The following is an 18,077-nucleotide window of genomic DNA, read 5'->3' as shown; positions in this document are numbered from 1 at the left end:
CTTAAATGTTTCAGGATATACTCCACAAAAGCGTTTAAACTCTTCTGGATTCAAATTTTTTACTTTTTCGTAAGTCATGGTTTTTCTGAGTGTTTTACTTTATTGTACATAATCAGTTCCTATTTTTGCAGGAGGTCTAATTTCTACTTAACTAATTTTGCCCCACACTTAGAACAAAAATTAGACGATGGCGGGTTTTTATATCCACAAATACCGCAGATAATTAAAGCTGGGTTAGCCACTTCCGTCACCGGAGAAAGAGGAATTTCTCCACCGCTATCCAACTTATAGTTATGGATTAACTGCAAAATAATTGCATCTTCCCGTTTATATTCTGTATTGTCTTTTCCTCCTGTTAACTCCTCGGAACGTTGTTGTAAATATTGGATAAAAGTCCGATACAAAGCTTGTTTTTTCTCCGGAGTAGCTGCAGCCTGTAACTTAGCTGTCACCTGACTTTGAATTTTTTCCTTATCTTCGCGACAAGCTTTTACTTCTAACACCTGTACCGCATCTTCCCAACTGGTGGCGATATCGACTTTTTTTAATCCCGTTGCGGTTTTAATTTCATAGCGAATTGTTTTCTCATTAGTGACTCGATTGACTTCTGGGAAAAGCACTTTCAAAGCTCGGGCTGTTACCACCAATTGATAAATACTCGGATCTTCGGGAAAAACATCCCAGAAAGGCGATTCCTTTTGGATATGCACGGGGATGGGTAAATCGCGATTTTCCCCCATTTGTTGGGCGCGTTTGGCGAGAATAAATTCTCCTTTCCAGTCCTGATAGGATTGGCGCAACTCTCGCATTCCCTCGAGACAACGTAGGGAAAAACCGCCAATTTCCTGCACGAAGACAAGACGATATTTTTCCACGTCTCCCAAGGGTTTAATATCGTCTTCGTTGGCAATAAATTCCCGCAGTTTCGGAATAATTTTTTGGGCTGCCGGGTTACTGGTATTTCTTCCCCCAATCAGGGCCACATTTTGATTTAATTGGGGTGTAAAACCCGCATCTTTTCCCCGCAAAACCGCAGGATTAAGCATAATTAGGGGTCGCGATTTTTGGTAGGCAATGCGAAGATTATTGATAATATCGGCATCGTTGTTATAGATTTTTAACAAGCGATCACAAGCGGCTAATTCCTGCTGAATGCGACTACTAGCGGGAGCATTTTGTAGGAGTTGATTAGCTTGGTTTAGGATAACTTTTTGAAAATCACCTTGACGAATATCGGCAATCTCGGTGATGTCAAATAAACGCATATTTTCATCGGAGCGCCGCGTTTCTTTCCAGAGGGGACTAGATTGCTTTAAAATCTCTTCTGAGAGAGGTAAACAAAGGTTATCCATACCCGTATCGTAGGCGTTTTTGTTACCAGCAATCCCCGAAGCAAATTGTTCGATAAAGTCTTGATAAAGACCATTTAATTCTTGTCTATCAAATAATTTAATCCCATTAATTAACAAAGCATCGGCACTATCAATCTGTTGGTTAGCTTGCAGATTAAATAGATCGCGACTTTGAATTAACTTCTGACGAAAGCGATTAAAACGGCTTTCTAATTGATTAAGATGTTCCAGTAAACGATTAATAACCTCTACTCCCGCACCTCTGGTTTTTCGTTGAATATTGGCCATTAAATAGCCTTCCAATCCCGTTAAAGCTTGTTCACAATATTCTTCCATCTTATCTTTTTTCGAGATATGAAGTTTATCTTTCAGATCATTAATTTCCGCTAAGGCTGTATCGTATTCCCGTTGACGTTTACTTTCGTTTTGACTCCAAACCTGTTCTTGATCGCGACGGAATTTTTCCGCTATGTCGGTGAAGATTTGTCGTACTAAAAAAATAAAACTCTCGGCAAATTTCACCCCACGGTTCCGAGCCTCAAGGATATTATAAAACTCTATTTCTAGGGACTTTTTACCCCGTTGAATAATTTCATCCCGATTACTATAAATCTTTTTCAGGTAATCGCCGTGCATCCGTTCATCGGGACTCAATTCTAGTAAATGATTGCGTTTAAATTCCTCGACTCTTGGCGTTAAATAATCATCAATAAATTGCAGAATTTTTCCCTGTTCGTTGCCTAAAATATTAACACCCTGTTTGGTACAAGAGAGCCAATTATATTGATTGATTTCCTGACGAGTTTCGTTAATCCATTGGGAGATTATGGCAATTAAAGAGCGATCCTTGTCGGCACATAAATCCATAATTAACTCCCCTTCGCTCAAGCGCATTTTTTTGAGTATATCACCTCTTACTAAGTCCAACATTTGAGCGGGTAAAATCACGGAATCATTCAGCCACCAATTAATTAAATCTTTGGCTAAACGTTCCGATAAGGAAGCACGAATTTGGGCAATAGGAATTTCAATAGTTGATAGTCCAAAACTCATAAATTGCTTAGGATAACCGCGTCCCCCCGGGTCAGCTTGCGCCCAAGAACCCTTAATATTATCTCTAATAGAACGTTTATGGGGGGCAAAATCAGAGGTCATATCTAGGAAGATATTTTGGGCGATCATTTCCCGAATTTGACCGAGTTTAAAATCACCTTCGCCGTTTTTTGTCCCCACTAAATAGGTAAAATCAAAGGGGGGTAATTTACTAACCACTTCATCGACTAAACCGCTGCTAAACTGTTGCTGATATTCAGTTCTGTAGTCAGAAAAGTAATTCAATTCCATCAAGGCAGCGTAACCATTAGCCAAAACTCGATCGCCGACACTAATCCCCGCAAATGCTTCAGGAGTCGGAACAATTGCCGTACTCAAAGGACTACTTTCCCCTCGTAACCAATTACGAATACAGTAACCTAGATCGATTAACATTCCGCTACCCGTACCACCGTTTAAAGACCCCGTAGTAAAGACATTAATAGCACTATTACTAACTTTAATTCCATAGTGATCAAGCATAAAGTTTTCTTGTCCCTTTACCCGTCTCACCGCGTCTAGAAATTTTCTTTGGATCTCATGATAATTACAAAATAAAGCAAAACGACCACAGGCGCGAATTTGTCCCGCTCCCGCTTCCAGGGAAGTAATATTTCTCTCTAATTCCGGGGGAAACCAACTATTAATCCAGGGATATCTATCCATATCAGATACCATTTCCTGTACCTGTTTTCCACTCACCCGGGCCCAGTGTTTTTCGTTATCTTTAAAAGCACTGCCAGCAGCTTCAGGATTACTGATTTTATAATCCTTATCCGTGTCAACCACCAAAAAACTGACAATCGGAAAATTGCTCAAACTGCCATAACTTTCCTCGATTAAACGACGCAAGCGCGATAAAATCTCGTTACCCGTGCCACCAATACCCACTAAAACCGTGGGAACCATGCTTTTTTCTTCTACTGCTGCTGGCATAATTACTTAACTCCTAAGGCGATTTCTTGACGGTTGCGGGGGACTTCGTAGGTGAGGAAATCGTAGGCTAATTTAGTGTTAGGAAAAATTGCCCGCGCTTCCTCTAACAGATTGGAAATATCCAGAGAATTCCCCGGTAGATAACGGGGACTAAAATGGGTCATTAATAACAATTTTACCTGGGCTGCCAAGGCCACCTGGGCTGCCATCGTCGAAGTGGAGTGAACACTTTCAAAGGCTAATCCGGCATCTTGGTGTGCAAAAGTCGCCTCATGAATTAGCACATCTGCATTTTGTGCCAATTCGATCGATCCTTCACAGAAAATAGTATCGGTACAGTAGGCAATTTTACGGCCGATTTCCGTTTCTCCGCAGAGGGACTGACCGCGAATTTTGCTGCCATCGGGGAGGGTGACAGTTTCCCCTTTTTTCAGCTTGCCGTAAATTGGTCCGGGGGGAATACCTAAAGCGTTGGCTTTTTCCACATCAAAACGTCCAGGACGGTCTTTTTCGGCGATACGATAACCATGGGCAGGAATACGATGTTTTAATAGCTGACAGGAGACGGTAAATTCTTCATCTTCGTAGAGTATGCCGGGGGAAATGGGATGGACACGCACCCGATTGGCTAAATTAGTATAGGAATACTTAGCACAAGCACGCAGATAGTCCCCTAGTCCGGGGGGTCCGTAGATATCAATATCCTGAGCAGAACCAGCTAATCCAATACTAGCTAACAATCCCATTAAACCAAAGATATGATCCCCGTGCATATGGGTGATAAAAATGCGTCGGATTTGGGAACTTTTCAGGTCGCTACGCAGTAACTGGTGTTGAGTTCCTTCTCCACAGTCAAACAGCCATATTTCCGCCCGTTGGGGCAAACGAAGGGCGATACTAGAGACATTACGCGAACGAGTGGGAACCCCGGAACTGGTTCCTAAAAAAGTAATCTCCACAGGATAGCTGTCAGGATAGAGGATTCTTTTTCTAGTCTAGGCTGTTTTTATCGATTTCTCGATCGAATTGCTGCTTTTCTGTATTTCATCACTTGAAAACAGAAAATCCCCTGATTTTGACCTAACTCTGCAATAATTACGCGCAGCCAGAAATACACCAGCTTCCTTATCATGCTTTGTGCTTTTGGTCAAAAAAACTTTTTTTTTGCAATAAAACTACACAAAAAAAAGATCATCGTTGTGGGTGAAATTGACTAATTTACCCGTCTTAATTAGGATTACTTTGTAGATGTGGCAAGGGTTTCAACCATTGCTGCCTAAAAAAGCACAGAATAGCCCATTATGAAATTCTATCAAATCGCTGTAACCTTCATAACATCTTTGTTAAATAAAAATCTTTCTCAATTAATTCTTAAGAATTTGTAAATATTGCGAAATGTTAATTTAAATATTCTCAAGTTTGTGGAGTCAATAAATAATTTTTGCTTATCTTTGTCCAAAATTGGGTTAGAAGTCAGTTATCAGTTATCAGCCGTAGCGACTGTCTTGATTGTCAAGGGGTAATTCAAAAAAACTCAAGCGGTTGCCGTAAAACTCAAAATCTCAAGCCGGAAAAAAGCGCAGCAAAAACTAAGTCGCTCAGGTTAAACCAAAGCAAGCGCAACCCTTGATCAGAGATAACAAAAAGTGTAAATCTCTAGGAACAAGGTGGTTGGGTTGAGCTATCATTATTGAGCAGGTATTACCAATCGGCTCACAAGGCGAAACCCAACCAAGATTGTGAAAATATTCCGGGAAGTTGTTGGGTTTCATGCTTCAACCCAAACTAGGAGTTTTACTCAGACTAATCGAGTTGTTATAGATACCAATGTTTTTATTAGTGCTTTACTCAATCCACTAGGAACACCCAGAAAAGTAATCAATCAGTCAATGTACCATTCTTCAGAGCAAGGCAACTTATCAAGAATTGGCAACGAGAATAAGCAAAAATAAATTTGACAAATATTTAGAAAAGGTGCTATTATCCTGAATAATAGTCGACTTGTGTTAGAATCGGTTGCACTCTTGTTGTTAATTTAAGGGATAGTTACATGAAAATTGTTACTGTTACTGAAGCCAAAGAACAAATTGATGAATTAGTGAATGATACCAATGATAATCATCAACCGATTTTGTTATCTGGTACGAAAAAGAATGCTATTTTAATTGCTGAGGAAGATTGGAACTCTATTCAAGAAACGCTTTATTTGTATTCTATTCCTGGTATGGTAGATTCAATTATTGAAGGTGGCAACACTTCTATTGAAGATTGTGTGGATGAGGCGGGTATCAGAGCAATTTTAAATGGATAATTGGCAGTTGGTTTTTACCAAACAAGCGAAAAAAGATGCTGAAAAGCTGGCTCGTACTGGGTTGGCAAAACAAGCTAACGAGTTATTAAATATTCTTAAGTCAAATCCGTATCAATCTTATCCTGTTTATGAGAAACTCAGTGGCGATTTAGCGAGCTATTATTCCAGACGTATTAATATTCAGCATCGTTTGGTTTATCAGGTTATTCCAGAAGAGAAGGTTGTCAAAGTTATACGGATGTGGACTCATTATGAATAACCCCTCTTATTTATTTTACACTGGTAACAGTATAGACTGAAAATGATTGACTTGGATTGTAAAAATATAGCAATTTGCGAATGAGTGAGGCACATACTAGGAACGTGAAAAGTTTATGGTATAAGACTTTTGCCTTCCGCAAAACGGTATAAATACCCCCAAGATAACATAAAAATACGATATAAATTCCCCTCCTCAACTGACTGAATGAAGGGGCATTTATGGTATTTTTAGAAACAATTTAGCTGGCTTTTGTGGTTTCTTTTTCGGTATATTGGGAAGGTTTTAGTTTGCGGTTGAAGAAAATACCATACAAGATCATGTTATCGCACTAAGGGAAAAATTTATAAATTTCTTGGCGATGAGCAACTCGTTGATAGATAATGGTTTGATGATTTGACCTCTCCCCCAACCCCTCTGGGAGCAGGAGAGGGGAGTTAGTCTGGATTGATTGGTAGCCTTATTCGTCTTCGTTTCTTAAAGGTATAATTCCTTTAAGAATCTTTCCTCTAATAATCAAATAGGCAGGAAAACAATACACCCAAAGGAGAAGTTAAAACAAAAAAACTGACCATGAATTACCAAATGATGGTACGAATGATCCTGTAATTTTATACTTATGAATTTCTATTCTATGGGAATCAATTGCTGCCCAAAGTGCTGTCCAGAAGACAATTCCACGCATTATAGGACTTCCTGTAATCGCTCCAAGACCAATGCCAACAACCAAAATCAACAATGTTAGTAAAAGTGAATTTCTCCAACCCATAATGAATATTAATCTTTTTAGTAGTGTTTCTATCGAATCGAGATAGACTCGCGCATCCTTGCCCATGCCATTGTTGAAATTGCGGGTAGTGCGATCGCCCTCTCTCGTAGCTAGATCAAGCAGCACCCCAACCCAACACCAAAGGGAGATAGCAGAAGCATACACACTTCCCCCCCCCACAACTGTAGCAAAAGCTACAATTTAATAAATCTTTATATTCTTCTCCCTAGCTTAGGGATTCACAGGGGAAAGAGTTTCAGGTATTTTCCCCTGTTTTACTGCTTCTCAGGCGACCTATCGCCTTCCGTGAGGGATTGTGGCGCGGTGTGTCAGATTCGATAATAGGGTTCAAAATTTCGCTAACCGCTACTTGAGCCATAGCGTTTTCCCTTAAGCAGAATTCACGCCACCTCCAGTTCATAATGCAAGACCAGAAGCTCATCGCCTGGCAGAATAGCCATCGCATATTCCCGCCCCTGACTGTCAGAAAATTCCACTAAATATTGATAGCGCGAACCTTTTTCATACACCTCAACCACCGTTCCCACCTGTCCGCTTGGCAAGCTGGGGACAGCTTCATAATCTGGCTCAACTAAAGTCAATCGGTCCCGAGGGACGGAGTTGAGGATGGCAACCGGATCTAAGAGTTTGATGTCTTTCATGGTAGTTTACTTGATAAAGGCAGAAATTAGGCGAGGGTTAGGATTAATTAAGCCGACTTCCCAGATAGTTCGCAGTTGTGTTCCTTCCCGTTCTGGTATCGTCCAATCCACTTTAAACTGCTGGCCGAATTCCGTGACCGCTTGTTGCACAACTTCCCCCTCCAGGGCAGCCTGTGAGATGAGCGATCGCAAAACCTCAGCGTTCTCGGCAGTTATTCCCAGACGAGAGCGAAAGACTCTGGCTTTATTTTTTCCCCTAGAATGTTCTGGATTTAAGCAATAGCCAATCAGTTTTTCCATCGAGATTTCTGCCAGTTCCCCGTTGGGTAATTTCATCTGCGGCACTCCGAACTTTCTGACTTCCCTCAGAGCAACTCGATTCGCAATTGGCGGCCCACCACAGAAGCCGCCCGTTGGATAGTATCGAGGGAAACGCCCGTCTTTTCCGGGTCGAGGAGGCGGTCAAGTTGCGCTCGACTGGTCTGCATCCGCGCCGCCATCTCCGTTTTCGTCAGAGAGAGCCGTTTCATCTCCTCAGCCAACTGCCGCAACCGTAACCGTTTGAGTGCCACCGCACTACAGTCCTCCTAGACCTTCTTCTTTGAGAAAATCATCGAAATCGGAGCCAGTATGGGGGTTAGCGGTCATATTTTTCCTGTTCCTTCTTACGATTGAGAGCTAAATCGATTTCCTGTTTTGGTTTTTTTTGGGACTTCTTGATGAAAGTGAACGGCACAGGGGCAGCCGATGGGAAAGCTAAACTCTACGTCCTTGATATCGCTGCCAATAATCCGGCAATCTTCACGGCTGAGAGTTTTCCACCAATCTTTGACCGGCTCCGACCCACCTTCGGCTCGAAAAAACTTGGCTGGCAGCCTTTTCAATCCTTACGTCCTCAGTTATCGCGCCTTATATGGTACATCAATAATTATCATTTCTGCATTAGTTTTGTAGAGCGACAGTTGCACAGGGGTTAGGTTATAACTGCCAGCAGCCTTAATTTTTGTTAAGGATTTTAAGCATCGCCCAAACTCACCACTGACTAACCCACCCTACTGATACGGATATCCCCCTTCCGGCTAATGTAAAGAAAACGTTACAGTAACAAGTAAAGCCCAGTAGCCAGGAAGCCGTCGATCATGTTTGAATACTTTAACCAGAAAGCTATCAAAGCGGTGATGTTCGCCCAAGAAGAAGCCCGTCGTGCCGGTCACAGTGTCGTGGGTACGGAGCATTTACTGTTAGGATTGATAGGAGAAGCCACCGCCGCCGCAGCCTTAATTCTCAAGGATTTAAAAGTCACCCTGCACGAAAGTCGCCGCCTGATTGAAGGAATGACCGGCCGTGGCAGCGGTTACAGTCCCGTTAATATCCCTTTTACCCCGAAAGCGAAAAAGATGTTCGAGCAAGCATTTCAGGAAGCTCGACAATTAGGGGAACAGGCGATCGCACCTGAACATCTATTACTCGCTATCACCAGCGATCCCGAATCCCTAGCCGCTAAAATTTTAATTATGCAGGGTGTTGATTTGATCAAACTTCGCGGCCTTTTACTGAAAAATGCTGGGGAAAAAGTCGCTAGTGGTCGCTTCACGGCAAGCAGTGACTATGAAGACCAGAAAAATGCTCCCCAAGGCGGTATTTTAGCCCAATATGGTCGCAATTTAAGCCAAGAGGTCAAAAATGGCAAAATTGACCCTGTAATCGGTAGAGAGCCAGAAATCGAGCGAGTTGTCCAAATTTTAGGCCGTCGTACCAAAAGTAACCCGATTTTACTCGGTGCGCCGGGGGTGGGGAAAACAGCGATCGCTGAAGGGTTAGCACAACGCATCCATAGTGGCGATATTCCCGAACTTTTGCAGGATAAACAGGTAATTGCCCTCGATATGGGGTCTTTACTGGCGGGAACCCGTTTTCGCGGCGATTTTGAGGAACGTTTAAAGGGTATCGTGGAGGAAGTTCGCAAATCGGGCAGTATTATCCTGTTTATTGATGAAATTCACACTCTTGTGGGTGCTGGTAGCATGGGGGGAGCTATGGATGCTTCTAACCTGCTTAAACCTGCTTTAGCTCGCGGCGAGTTACAGTGTTTAGGGGCAACCACTCTCGATGAGTATAAACAGCATATTGAGCGAGATGCGGCTCTAGAAAGACGTTTTCAGCCAGTTATGGTGGGAGAACCGACCAAAGAGCAAGCGATCGAGATTTTACGCGGTTTAAAAGCCACCTACGAGGATTTCCATCAGGTAAAATACGATCAAAAAGCGATCGAAGCTGCTGTTCATCTATCCTCGCGCTATATCAATGATCGCTTTTTACCGGACAAAGCGATCGATCTTCTCGATGAAGCGGGATCCCGCACCCATCTACGCTATTCCCTGCAAAGTAAAAGTCCCGCAGAGGTTAGCGAAGAATCACCCCTAATTAACCCCGAATCTTTAATTCCGGTGGTGGATGCGGAGGAAATCGCCCAAATTGTCGCCGCTTGGACTGGTATTCCCGTTACCCAATTAACTGAAACTGAGTCGGAATCGCTCTTAAATCTGGAATCTCAACTGCACGAGCGGATTATTGGTCAACAGGAGGCAGTAAATGCCGTTTCTCGTGCTATTCGTCGAGCGCGAGTAAATTTAAAGAATCCTAACCGTCCGATTGCCTCGTTTATTTTTGCCGGTCCCACGGGAGTGGGTAAAACTGAATTAACGAAAGCCTTAGCTAAGTTACTCTTTGGCTCGGAATCCAGTATGATTCGTCTAGATATGTCGGAATTTATGGAATCCCACACGGTTTCTAAATTAATTGGTGCGCCTCCCGGATACATCGGTTACAATGAAGGCGGTCAGTTAACGGAAGCAGTGCGTCGTCAACCCTATAGAGTGGTTTTGTTTGACGAAATCGAGAAAGCACATCCCGATGTTTTTAATCTTCTCCTGCAACTGTTAGAAGATGGTCGTTTGACCGATTCCCAAGGTCGTCGGGTGGACTTTAAGAATACCCTAATTATCATGACCTCGAATATTGGCTCAAAAGTCATCGAAAAAGGCGGTAATAGCTTAGGATTCGAGATGGCTGACGATTTTGCTCAATCGCGTTACCAACAGATTTCTAATCGGGTGACAGACGAGTTAAAACAATATTTCCGTCCCGAATTTCTCAACCGTCTCGATGAAATCATTGTTTTCCGACAGTTAACTCGCGAAGAAGTTACCCAGATTGCCGATATTCTGATCGCAGATCTAGCCAAACAATTGACAGAAAAAGGCATTTCTGTGCAAGTTACCGCCGCTTTTAAGGATTTGGTCATCAATGAGGGTTATGATCCTAGCTACGGTGCGCGGCCTTTACGTCGTGCCTTAACTCGACGCTTAGAGGATAGTTTAGCCGAGGCGATGTTATCGGGAAAAGTCAATTCTGGAGACCATGCGCTATTAGATGTAACTGCTGAAGCTGTGGTGACAGTCTCTAGTCATCAGCGCTCCGAGCAGAGCGATATTCTCTCGCAATTACAGTTACAATCGGTGGGTTAATCCGCTCAAAAATTGCTTTTTTCGGGGTTGAAAAATTTTCAACCCCAATTTTTATCATCCTGGAAAAATAACTTCTAGGGGAGCGGGAATCATCTCGGTGCGAAAGTCAAGAATCTGAACTAGGATTAAATAGGCAACGGCGATTAAAATCGAAATCGCTCCCGTGATAATGGCGATAATTTTACCAGAATTCATATAATTAACCGATAATTTCCTGAGATTGCCGCAAAAGCTACCGAAATTTATTCTCATCTACGATTGCGAGCCTAAACAATTGAAACTGAAGATATCTTACAGCACAATTCTCCCGGACGGTTGAGGGAAGGGAGTGCGTCTCAGTAAAGCTGTCCCTTGAAAATTTGACAGGAGATAGTTCTTGTGGCTCAAGACATAGACTAAAATCTATGGTCAAGCTTAAGATTATTTGTTAATTGAATCTATACAACCAGCAAAACCCTTGCTATAATCGACAATATATGGTAACAGACCAATTCCATCCGCTGCATCCGCATCGGCATTCCCAAAGTTGATCAACCTCGCTTTGTTTTAAGGTAGGCTAAGGCCTGCCTTACTTTTTTGGGTTGGGAAGCACTGGAGTTGGGGGAAAAGAGGAAAATGGGTCATTAAAGCTTAATTATCAGGAAAAAGCTCTGATCGTGTGTAAATTCTAGCTTTCTTTCGGGGCAAGCTTTCGAGTGATCAATAACTAACAGAAACTAAATTTTCGAGTTGTTGTTAGAAAACAGACGAGCGCTCGCTTATAAAATAGGAGTTTCAGCACTTATGTGTTGACAGGGATTTTCCGAGATAGAAGAGTGATAAGATTTTTATTCACCTATGATCAACCTATGGCCTAAAATAATCATAAGGAGACAACATCACTCAATTTAAACTACTGACAGGAGAAGGAAAAGTCGGGACATACGGCGACTTGTTAAAATTAGGTCGTAGAGGAGATAACTTAACCCCTCATCATCTACCATCCAATGCGTATATGAAAGCGAAAATCAAAGGTTACACAACTAATCAAGGAATTGCTATCATGATGGAACACTTATCCCCCGGAAAAGGAGGTCGTCATCGTCAAACCTTATCTTATGGTAAAAGTCCAGACTTAACTCTTTCCCCTCGACAAACCTTAGCACAAGAAGTTTGGGATATTCGCTCAATTTATCTAGGTCAAGGATTATATAATGCAGATATTAGAAAGGGATTACAAGAACTCATTCAACTTAATAAAACTACTTGGTCAACCTTTTTTGATCAAGGAGCAACAACCCCATGAATTTAATAAAAATCCTACAAGAGAATCGCTTAATGAAAACACCCCAAGAAATTAACTTATTTGAGGAAACATTAGAAAAACTTGCCAAATATCCTGATGATAAAGATTTAAAAGACTTACATCTTATCCTAGATGATAACTGTGAACATCCTGAAATTATGTTTAGTTTATTGCATTTTTTAGAAGATTTTGAACCCCAACAACAAATACAGGCTTTTATTGAAGTGATTCCTCAATTAATGATAACTGCACCAGAATGGACAAAAATCATTCACTATCGAATGATTAATGATGAATCTGCTGTTAAAATTTATCAGAATAGTCTGGAATTAGCCAATCAAAAAACACCTCATTTTTTGTATCAACTTTTACTAGAAAGCGTCAAAAATCAGATTAATTCATCCTCGGAGGTCATCTTAACCTAAATTTTTGTATGACTTATAGAAATTAAAATGGTATTTTGGTATCTGTAATCCCTTAAAAAATGTCGCTTTTTCTGGCATTTGTTCAAGCTTAATTAATTTAATTTGAGACTCAGCGACTTCCCCCAACCCCCCAAAAGCTTGGATTGAGTAATAAAATCAAAAGTAAACGCCAATTTTAAAAGAAAGTTTCCCCTTAAAAATCCCAACCTATATCTTGAGCAATTAAACCCTCGACACTGTGGCTATCTTCTCCTTGAGACATGAGGTAACGTTCAATTAAAGGCAAACCCCTGTGTTTGTCAAGCAGGGAGCGGGAAGCGGGGAGTGGGAAGCGGGAAGTGGGGGGAACAAATAAAATAATCTCCTGTCTCCGAGTCTCGTGACGACCGACTGCTGAGGGCTGATAGCGAAAATAACTGATCTGATCCCCTAGCGTGATAAGCTGTGTATTGGCTAATTTTACAAAAAATTAAGACTTTCCCCTTGTGGGAGTTATCAGCTAAAACCCAGAGTAGACATAAACAATGGTAGCGACAACAGAAACTAACGTTGGTAAAATCGTCCAGATCATCGGTCCTGTCATCGATGCCGAATTTCCCAGTGGCAAACTGCCCCGTATTTATAATGCCTTAACCGTAAAAGGAACCAACTCCGCCGGTCAAAATCTATCGGTTACTTGTGAAGTGCAACAGTTACTCGGTGATAACCAAGTGCGGGCCGTTGCCATGAGTACCACCGATGGTTTAGTGCGCGGTATGGATATCGTGGATACCGGCGCAGCGATTAGCGTTCCCGTGGGTAAATGCACCCTCGGTCGGATTTTTAACGTTCTTGGTGAACCCGTGGACGAAAAAGGACCGGTTAACGTCACCGAAACCTCTCCTATTCACCGTCCCGCTCCCAAATTAGTCGATCTTGAAGTAACACCGACGGTTTTTGAAACCGGTATCAAGGTGATTGACCTGCTCACCCCCTACCGTCAAGGTGGCAAAATCGGCCTCTTTGGGGGTGCTGGTGTGGGCAAAACCGTCATTATGATGGAATTAATCAACAATATCGCCATTCAACACGGGGGTGTCTCGGTTTTTGGCGGTGTGGGTGAAAGAACCCGCGAAGGAAACGACCTCTACAACGAGATGATCGAATCGAAGGTAATCAACGCTGATAACCCCGAAGACTCGAAAATTGCCCTCGTTTACGGTCAGATGAACGAACCCCCCGGAGCGAGAATGCGCGTCGGTCTCTCTGCTTTGACCATGGCCGAATATTTCCGCGATGTCAGCAAGCAAGACGTACTCTTATTTATTGATAATATCTTCCGTTTCGTGCAAGCCGGTTCGGAAGTATCGGCGCTCCTCGGTCGGATGCCTTCTGCGGTAGGATACCAACCCACCCTCGGCACTGATGTAGGCGACCTGCAAGAGCGGATTACCTCCACCAAAGAGGGATCGATCACTTCCATCCAAGCGGTCTATGTACCGGCGGATGACTTGACTGACCCCGCTCCCGCTACTACCTTCGCTCACTTGGATGGAACTACTGTACTATCCCGGGGTCTGGCTTCCAAAGGTATCTATCCGGCGGTAGATCCCCTCGGTTCCACCAGCACCATGCTCCAAGCTGATATCGTCGGTGATGAACACTACGGCACCGCTCGCGCTGTTCAATCTACCCTGCAACGCTATAAAGAGTTACAGGACATCATCGCTATTCTCGGTTTAGACGAATTGTCGGAAGAAGATCGTCTCACCGTTGACCGCGCTCGCAAAATTGAGCGTTTCCTCTCGCAACCTTTCTTCGTGGCGGAAGTTTTCACCGGTTCCCCGGGTAAATACGTTACCCTCGCTGATACGATCAAAGGCTTCCAGATGATCCTCAAAGGTGAACTCGATCGCTTACCCGAACAAGCGTTCTATATGGTCGGCAATATCGATGAAGCGATCGCTAAAGGCGAAAAACTCAAAAAAGGCTAATTAAAAGTCAGTAGTAACCGCGTTTAGCGGTTACTTAACCCAGAAATCTGCCAAAATTATCGTTATTATCACCAATGAGCATTACAGTACGGGTTATTACACCCGATCGCATTGTCTGGGATAACGTGGCCGAAGAAGTAATCCTACCCAGTTCCACGGGACAATTAGGTATTCTTAGCGGTCACGCTCCTTTATTAACTGCCCTGAATATTGGCGTAATGCGAATTCGACCGGGGAAAGACTGGGAAAATATCGCGGTTTTGGGCGGTTTTGCCGAAGTCGAAAATAATGAGATCAAAGTCCTCGTTAATGGGGCGGAATTAGGCTCAAAAATCGATAAGGAAAAAGCTCGCGCCGAATACGAACGGGCCCAAACTCGTCTCGATGAAGTCAGTAAAGGGGATGACCGCCGCAAAACTATCCAAGCGCAACAATCATGGCGCAAAGCTCGCGCTAGATACCAGGCCGCTGGCGGTTTAGTATCGGTTTAAACCCAACCAAATCAAATTAAATTAAAGCAAAATCGGGCGGGTTTATATAAACCTACCCGATTAATTTTTTAGCCTTTAGCAATCAGCTTTTAGCCATTTTTCTGCCTATTATCAAGATTATCTAGCTGACGGCTAAAAAGCCGATTAATTGCTACCACTAAACACAACTTCGGGGAATTTTAACTGTGCATCGGCCATGGTGATTTGTCGGCCTTGATTGCGTAACTCTTGCCAAAAATTAATTACTTCTGTGGCTTTGTTGAGAACATCAACGCGATCGGACTCATCAATCCAGTGTTTTGCTTCTAACTCCTCTTGCAGTTGTTGCCAAGCATCATTGCGCGGCCAGAAAAAATAAGCGGTGAGGGGGCTAGTTCCTTTGCCGACCACCTGATCTACAGCGATCGCTACGTTCTGATCTAACCACAATACTTTTAAAATAAACTTTGATTCGGAACTGACTGTCATTGTTAATCGTTAATCGTACAATTCTCGATTATATCATCTTTTGACTCAATTCTCCGCAGTCAGTTTTTAACTATTTTTTCCGATTTTTTCGCCAATAACCACTATGATTCCCGAAACAGATTCTTTAGCTTCTAAACAAATCGGTGTGGCCGTAATTAGAGATGATCGAGATTTAATTTTAATCGATCGCCGTCTGGCCAAGGGACTCCTGGGCGGTTTTTGGGAATTCCCCGGCGGCAAAATCGAAGGCAATGAAACGGTGCAGGAATGTATTAAACGAGAGATATTAGAAGAAATTGGCATTGACATCGCAGTGGATAGTCATTTAATCACCATCGACCACACCTATAGTCATTTTCGGGTTAATCTACAAGTATATAACTGTCGTTATCTCAGCGGCCAAGCAAGAGCGATCGAATGTGAAGAAATCCGCTGGGTAACTATCGAGGAACTAGATAATTACACTTTCCCCGCGGCCAATCAAGAGATTATCAGAGCCTTAAAAGACATGGTAAACTCGAAATGATTGCTGTTAATCGTCGAGTGATTATGCTTAATCCTTCTATTCGTCAAGAACCCCGCTACGAACCGGCCGCGGTTATTCCCCTAAAAAAAGACGCTTCCATTGTCGAGTGGTTAGAAAAAAATAATCGCATGATTCCCCGGGATAAAATCGCCGAACCGGATCTGACTCTCGAAGAAGATGTGGAACTATCTGAACTGATGGATGTCGATGATATCGGTTATGATGACGACGAGGACGAATTAGTCTTAGATGAAGATTAATCCTGTCTTCTTTGGCAAATTTTACCCTTATCTGACGCTTTAGTCGTGAACGCTAACATTTTTTCCGCCCCTATCTTTAAAAAACCCACTGGAACCCATCTCCTGATTCTACTAACGGGATTACTATTTCTGTTAGTAGTTTTTTTTCAGTCCACTAATTCCCTGTTACTCCCCCTGATGGCCACGACATTAATCAGCGCTGGTCTTGGTTGTCAAGTAGTACCGATGCTGCGGCGCTTGAAAATGGGTCAGATTATGCGCGAAGATGGACCCCAGGCCCATTTAAAGAAAGCAGGAACCCCGACGATGGGAGGCAGCTTTTTTGTGCCAGTAGCCCTTATTTTCGCTTTAATCTGGTCTAAATTCACTCCTAATGTGGTGGCGGTTGCTTTGCTGACTTTTGCTTACATGGGTATCGGTTGGTTAGATGATTGGCAAATTCTGCGTTATAAGTCGAATAAGGGCCTATCTCCCCGGATGAAGTTAATTTTACAGATAACGGGGGCGGTGCTTTTTTGCCTCTGGATGTCGTTCAATCAGGTGAGTACCGATATCGGCCTTTGGGGTCGATTAGTCATTCCTTTGGGCTTTTTCTTCTGGATTTTGGCGGGATTTGTCCTTGTGGCTGAAAGTAACGCCACTAATCTCACCGATGGGGTGGATGGATTAGCGGGGGGAACAGGTGCGATCGCTTTTTTGGGTTTAGCCATTATTATCGCTCCTAGTCATCCAGATTTGGCGATTTTCTGCACTTGTTTTGCTGGTGCTTGTTTAGGCTTCATTTTTCATAACCGCAACCCCGCTAAAGTCTTTATGGGTGATACGGGTTCCCTCGCTTTGGGAGGTGCTTTAGCTGCAGTGGGTTTAATTACTGGACATCTCTGGGGATTATTTTTAATTAGTGGTCTCTTCTTTCTGGAATCTCTTTCGGTAATCGCTCAGGTTATCTATTATAAAGCCACAAAAGGACCCGATGGCAAGGGCAAAAGATTGTTAAAAATGGCTCCTTTTCATCATCATTTAGAATTAAGTGGTTGGACGGAAACGAAGATTGTGGGAGCTTTTTATCTGGTTAATGCGCTTTTAGTTGTCTTGGCTATTTGGAGCAGTTAATTAAGCGCTAAAGGAAAGACCACAACCGCAGGTATTTTGGGTGTTGGCATTGGTAAAACGGAAACCACCACCCATGAGATCTTCTGAATAGTCTAATTTTAAAATTTGTAGGTAGCGATCGCTGTCAGGATCGACTACAATATTAATACCCTGACTTTGATAAAAGCGATCGTTTTCTGCCGCAATATCGGTTAATTCGAGATGATAGTGAAGTCCCGAACAACCACCATTTTTTACTGCCAAACGCAGATAGGAACCAGTCAGGCGACGGCTTTGACTCCAACGTTCAATTTCTCTAGCGGCGGCGGGACTTAATTCGATCATTGTTTTTGAGACTATTGTAATAATAATATCAAGTTATTGTGAAGTTATACCACAGTTGTTGTCAAACTTTATGTTAAGTAGCTGGTTATAATTAAATTAAAAATGGATTTTAGGTTCGATCCCCCCTGCCCCCCTTGATAAGGGGGGTGCCGATAGGCGGGGGGATCCCCCCTGCCCCCCTTGATAAGGGGGGTGCCGATAGGCGGGGGGATCTGACAACTTTTAACGCCTACCTACTTAATATCAAGTTCTTGTGAAGTTATACCATAGTTGTTGTCAAACTTTATGTTAAGAAATATGTAAC

At 42.8% G+C, this 18,077-nt stretch carries 20 protein-coding genes and 1 pseudogene; 12 read left to right on the top strand and 9 right to left on the bottom strand.

The annotated features are described in order from the left end of the window. Positions 1–143: 143 nt before the first annotated feature. Complete coding sequence (locus tag O9323_RS05850; RefSeq protein WP_288124818.1) at positions 144–3,380, bottom strand: tubulin-like doman-containing protein; 3,237 nt, start codon at positions 3,378–3,380, stop codon at positions 144–146. A gap of 2 nt (positions 3,381–3,382) precedes the next feature. Continuing rightward, positions 3,383–4,339 (bottom strand): ribonuclease Z, encoded by a 957-nt coding sequence (locus O9323_RS05845; protein ID WP_002756024.1) that lies wholly within the window; start codon positions 4,337–4,339, stop codon positions 3,383–3,385. A gap of 786 nt (positions 4,340–5,125) precedes the next feature. Between O9323_RS05845 and O9323_RS22545 the strand changes: the two are divergent. The 3 genes and pseudogenes from O9323_RS22545 to O9323_RS05835 all read left to right on the top strand — a co-directional run. Next, a pseudogene (locus tag O9323_RS22545) lies at positions 5,126–5,354 on the top strand (putative toxin-antitoxin system toxin component, PIN family); the annotation flags it as partial. A 76-nt stretch (positions 5,355–5,430) separates the two neighbouring features. Further along, positions 5,431–5,691, top strand: coding sequence for a type II toxin-antitoxin system Phd/YefM family antitoxin (locus O9323_RS05840; RefSeq protein ID WP_002736246.1), 261 nt, complete (start codon positions 5,431–5,433; stop codon positions 5,689–5,691). Continuing rightward, positions 5,684–5,950 carry a Txe/YoeB family addiction module toxin gene (locus O9323_RS05835; protein ID WP_002756029.1) on the top strand — a complete coding sequence of 89 codons (267 nt, stop codon included), beginning with the start codon at positions 5,684–5,686 and terminating at the stop codon, positions 5,948–5,950. The genes O9323_RS05840 and O9323_RS05835 overlap by 8 nt, the downstream gene beginning before the upstream one ends. A gap of 553 nt (positions 5,951–6,503) precedes the next feature. Here the strand turns inward: O9323_RS05835 and O9323_RS05830 are convergent. From O9323_RS05830 to O9323_RS05815, 4 genes are all read right to left on the bottom strand, one after another. After that, a complete protein-coding gene (locus O9323_RS05830; RefSeq protein ID WP_223210892.1) occupies positions 6,504–6,884 on the bottom strand; it encodes a hypothetical protein in 381 nt (126 codons plus the stop codon). 236 nt (positions 6,885–7,120) lie between these two features. After that, on the bottom strand, positions 7,121–7,381 hold the full coding sequence (locus tag O9323_RS05825) for a DUF4926 domain-containing protein (RefSeq protein ID WP_288124817.1): 261 nt from the start codon (positions 7,379–7,381) through the stop codon (positions 7,121–7,123). Positions 7,382–7,387: 6 nt separating this feature from the next. Then, positions 7,388–7,717 (bottom strand): DUF6883 domain-containing protein, encoded by a 330-nt coding sequence (locus tag O9323_RS05820; protein ID WP_002754856.1) that lies wholly within the window; start codon positions 7,715–7,717, stop codon positions 7,388–7,390. Between the two features lie 29 nt (positions 7,718–7,746). Beyond that, complete coding sequence (locus tag O9323_RS05815; RefSeq protein ID WP_256094070.1) at positions 7,747–7,869, bottom strand: hypothetical protein; 123 nt, start codon at positions 7,867–7,869, stop codon at positions 7,747–7,749. A 231-nt stretch (positions 7,870–8,100) separates the two neighbouring features. Here O9323_RS05815 and O9323_RS05810 point away from each other — a divergent pair, with 231 nt between their 5' ends. Continuing rightward, positions 8,101–8,358 (top strand): hypothetical protein, encoded by a 258-nt coding sequence (locus O9323_RS05810; RefSeq protein WP_043997184.1) that lies wholly within the window; start codon positions 8,101–8,103, stop codon positions 8,356–8,358. A 162-nt stretch (positions 8,359–8,520) separates the two neighbouring features. Further along, entirely contained in the window at positions 8,521–10,908 is a 2,388-nt protein-coding gene (locus O9323_RS05805) for an ATP-dependent Clp protease ATP-binding subunit (protein WP_288124816.1), read from the top strand. Positions 10,909–10,962: 54 nt separating this feature from the next. On the opposite strand, the gene O9323_RS05800 is transcribed toward O9323_RS05805, so the two are convergent. Then, positions 10,963–11,103: a hypothetical protein gene (locus O9323_RS05800; protein ID WP_170863676.1), complete on the bottom strand. Its 141-nt coding sequence runs from the start codon at positions 11,101–11,103 to the stop codon at positions 10,963–10,965. 799 nt (positions 11,104–11,902) lie between these two features. Here O9323_RS05800 and O9323_RS05795 point away from each other — a divergent pair. The 4 genes from O9323_RS05795 (at position 11,903) to atpC (ending at position 15,082) form a co-directional block, all read left to right on the top strand. Continuing rightward, positions 11,903–12,193: a hypothetical protein gene (locus O9323_RS05795; RefSeq protein WP_002737970.1), complete on the top strand. Its 291-nt coding sequence runs from the start codon at positions 11,903–11,905 to the stop codon at positions 12,191–12,193. Then, the gene (locus O9323_RS05790; RefSeq protein ID WP_002737083.1) at positions 12,190–12,618 is read left to right on the top strand and encodes an Imm30 family immunity protein; all 429 of its coding nucleotides are present in this window, start codon (positions 12,190–12,192) and stop codon (positions 12,616–12,618) included. The genes O9323_RS05795 and O9323_RS05790 overlap by 4 nt, the downstream gene beginning before the upstream one ends. A 524-nt stretch (positions 12,619–13,142) precedes the next feature. Further along, the gene (gene atpD, locus O9323_RS05785) at positions 13,143–14,591 is read left to right on the top strand and encodes a F0F1 ATP synthase subunit beta (RefSeq protein WP_002737987.1); all 1,449 of its coding nucleotides are present in this window, start codon (positions 13,143–13,145) and stop codon (positions 14,589–14,591) included. Between the two features lie 74 nt (positions 14,592–14,665). After that, positions 14,666–15,082, top strand: coding sequence for an ATP synthase F1 subunit epsilon (gene atpC, locus O9323_RS05780; protein ID WP_002735380.1), 417 nt, complete (start codon positions 14,666–14,668; stop codon positions 15,080–15,082). Between the two features lie 144 nt (positions 15,083–15,226). Here atpC and O9323_RS05775 read toward each other — a convergent pair whose 3' ends face one another. After that, a complete protein-coding gene (locus O9323_RS05775; protein ID WP_002736597.1) occupies positions 15,227–15,550 on the bottom strand; it encodes a 30S ribosomal protein PSRP-3 in 324 nt (107 codons plus the stop codon). A 103-nt stretch (positions 15,551–15,653) separates the two neighbouring features. Between O9323_RS05775 and mutT the strand changes: the two genes are divergently transcribed. From mutT to mraY, 3 genes are read left to right on the top strand one after another with little or no spacing between them, the layout of a single operon-like run. Next, a complete protein-coding gene (gene mutT, locus O9323_RS05770) occupies positions 15,654–16,076 on the top strand; it encodes an 8-oxo-dGTP diphosphatase MutT (protein WP_069475138.1) in 423 nt (140 codons plus the stop codon). Continuing rightward, positions 16,073–16,336 (top strand): DUF3134 domain-containing protein, encoded by a 264-nt coding sequence (locus O9323_RS05765; RefSeq protein ID WP_002735746.1) that lies wholly within the window; start codon positions 16,073–16,075, stop codon positions 16,334–16,336. Before mutT ends, O9323_RS05765 begins: the two co-directional genes overlap by 4 nt. 45 nt (positions 16,337–16,381) lie before the next feature. Next, positions 16,382–17,449, top strand: coding sequence for a phospho-N-acetylmuramoyl-pentapeptide-transferase (mraY, locus tag O9323_RS05760; protein WP_288124815.1), 1,068 nt, complete (start codon positions 16,382–16,384; stop codon positions 17,447–17,449). Here mraY and O9323_RS05755 read toward each other — a convergent pair whose 3' ends face one another. Continuing rightward, positions 17,450–17,773: a HesB/IscA family protein gene (locus O9323_RS05755; protein ID WP_288124814.1), complete on the bottom strand. Its 324-nt coding sequence runs from the start codon at positions 17,771–17,773 to the stop codon at positions 17,450–17,452. Positions 17,774–18,077: the final 304 nt, after the last annotated feature.

Origin of the sequence: Microcystis sp. LE19-131.1A (genome assembly GCF_027532015.1) — a bacterium.
Classification (GTDB): domain Bacteria; phylum Cyanobacteriota; class Cyanobacteriia; order Cyanobacteriales; family Microcystaceae; genus Microcystis; species Microcystis ichthyoblabe_A.
The sequence above is the reverse complement of the archived record's forward strand: the minus strand, read 5'-3'. Positions and strand labels throughout refer to the sequence as shown.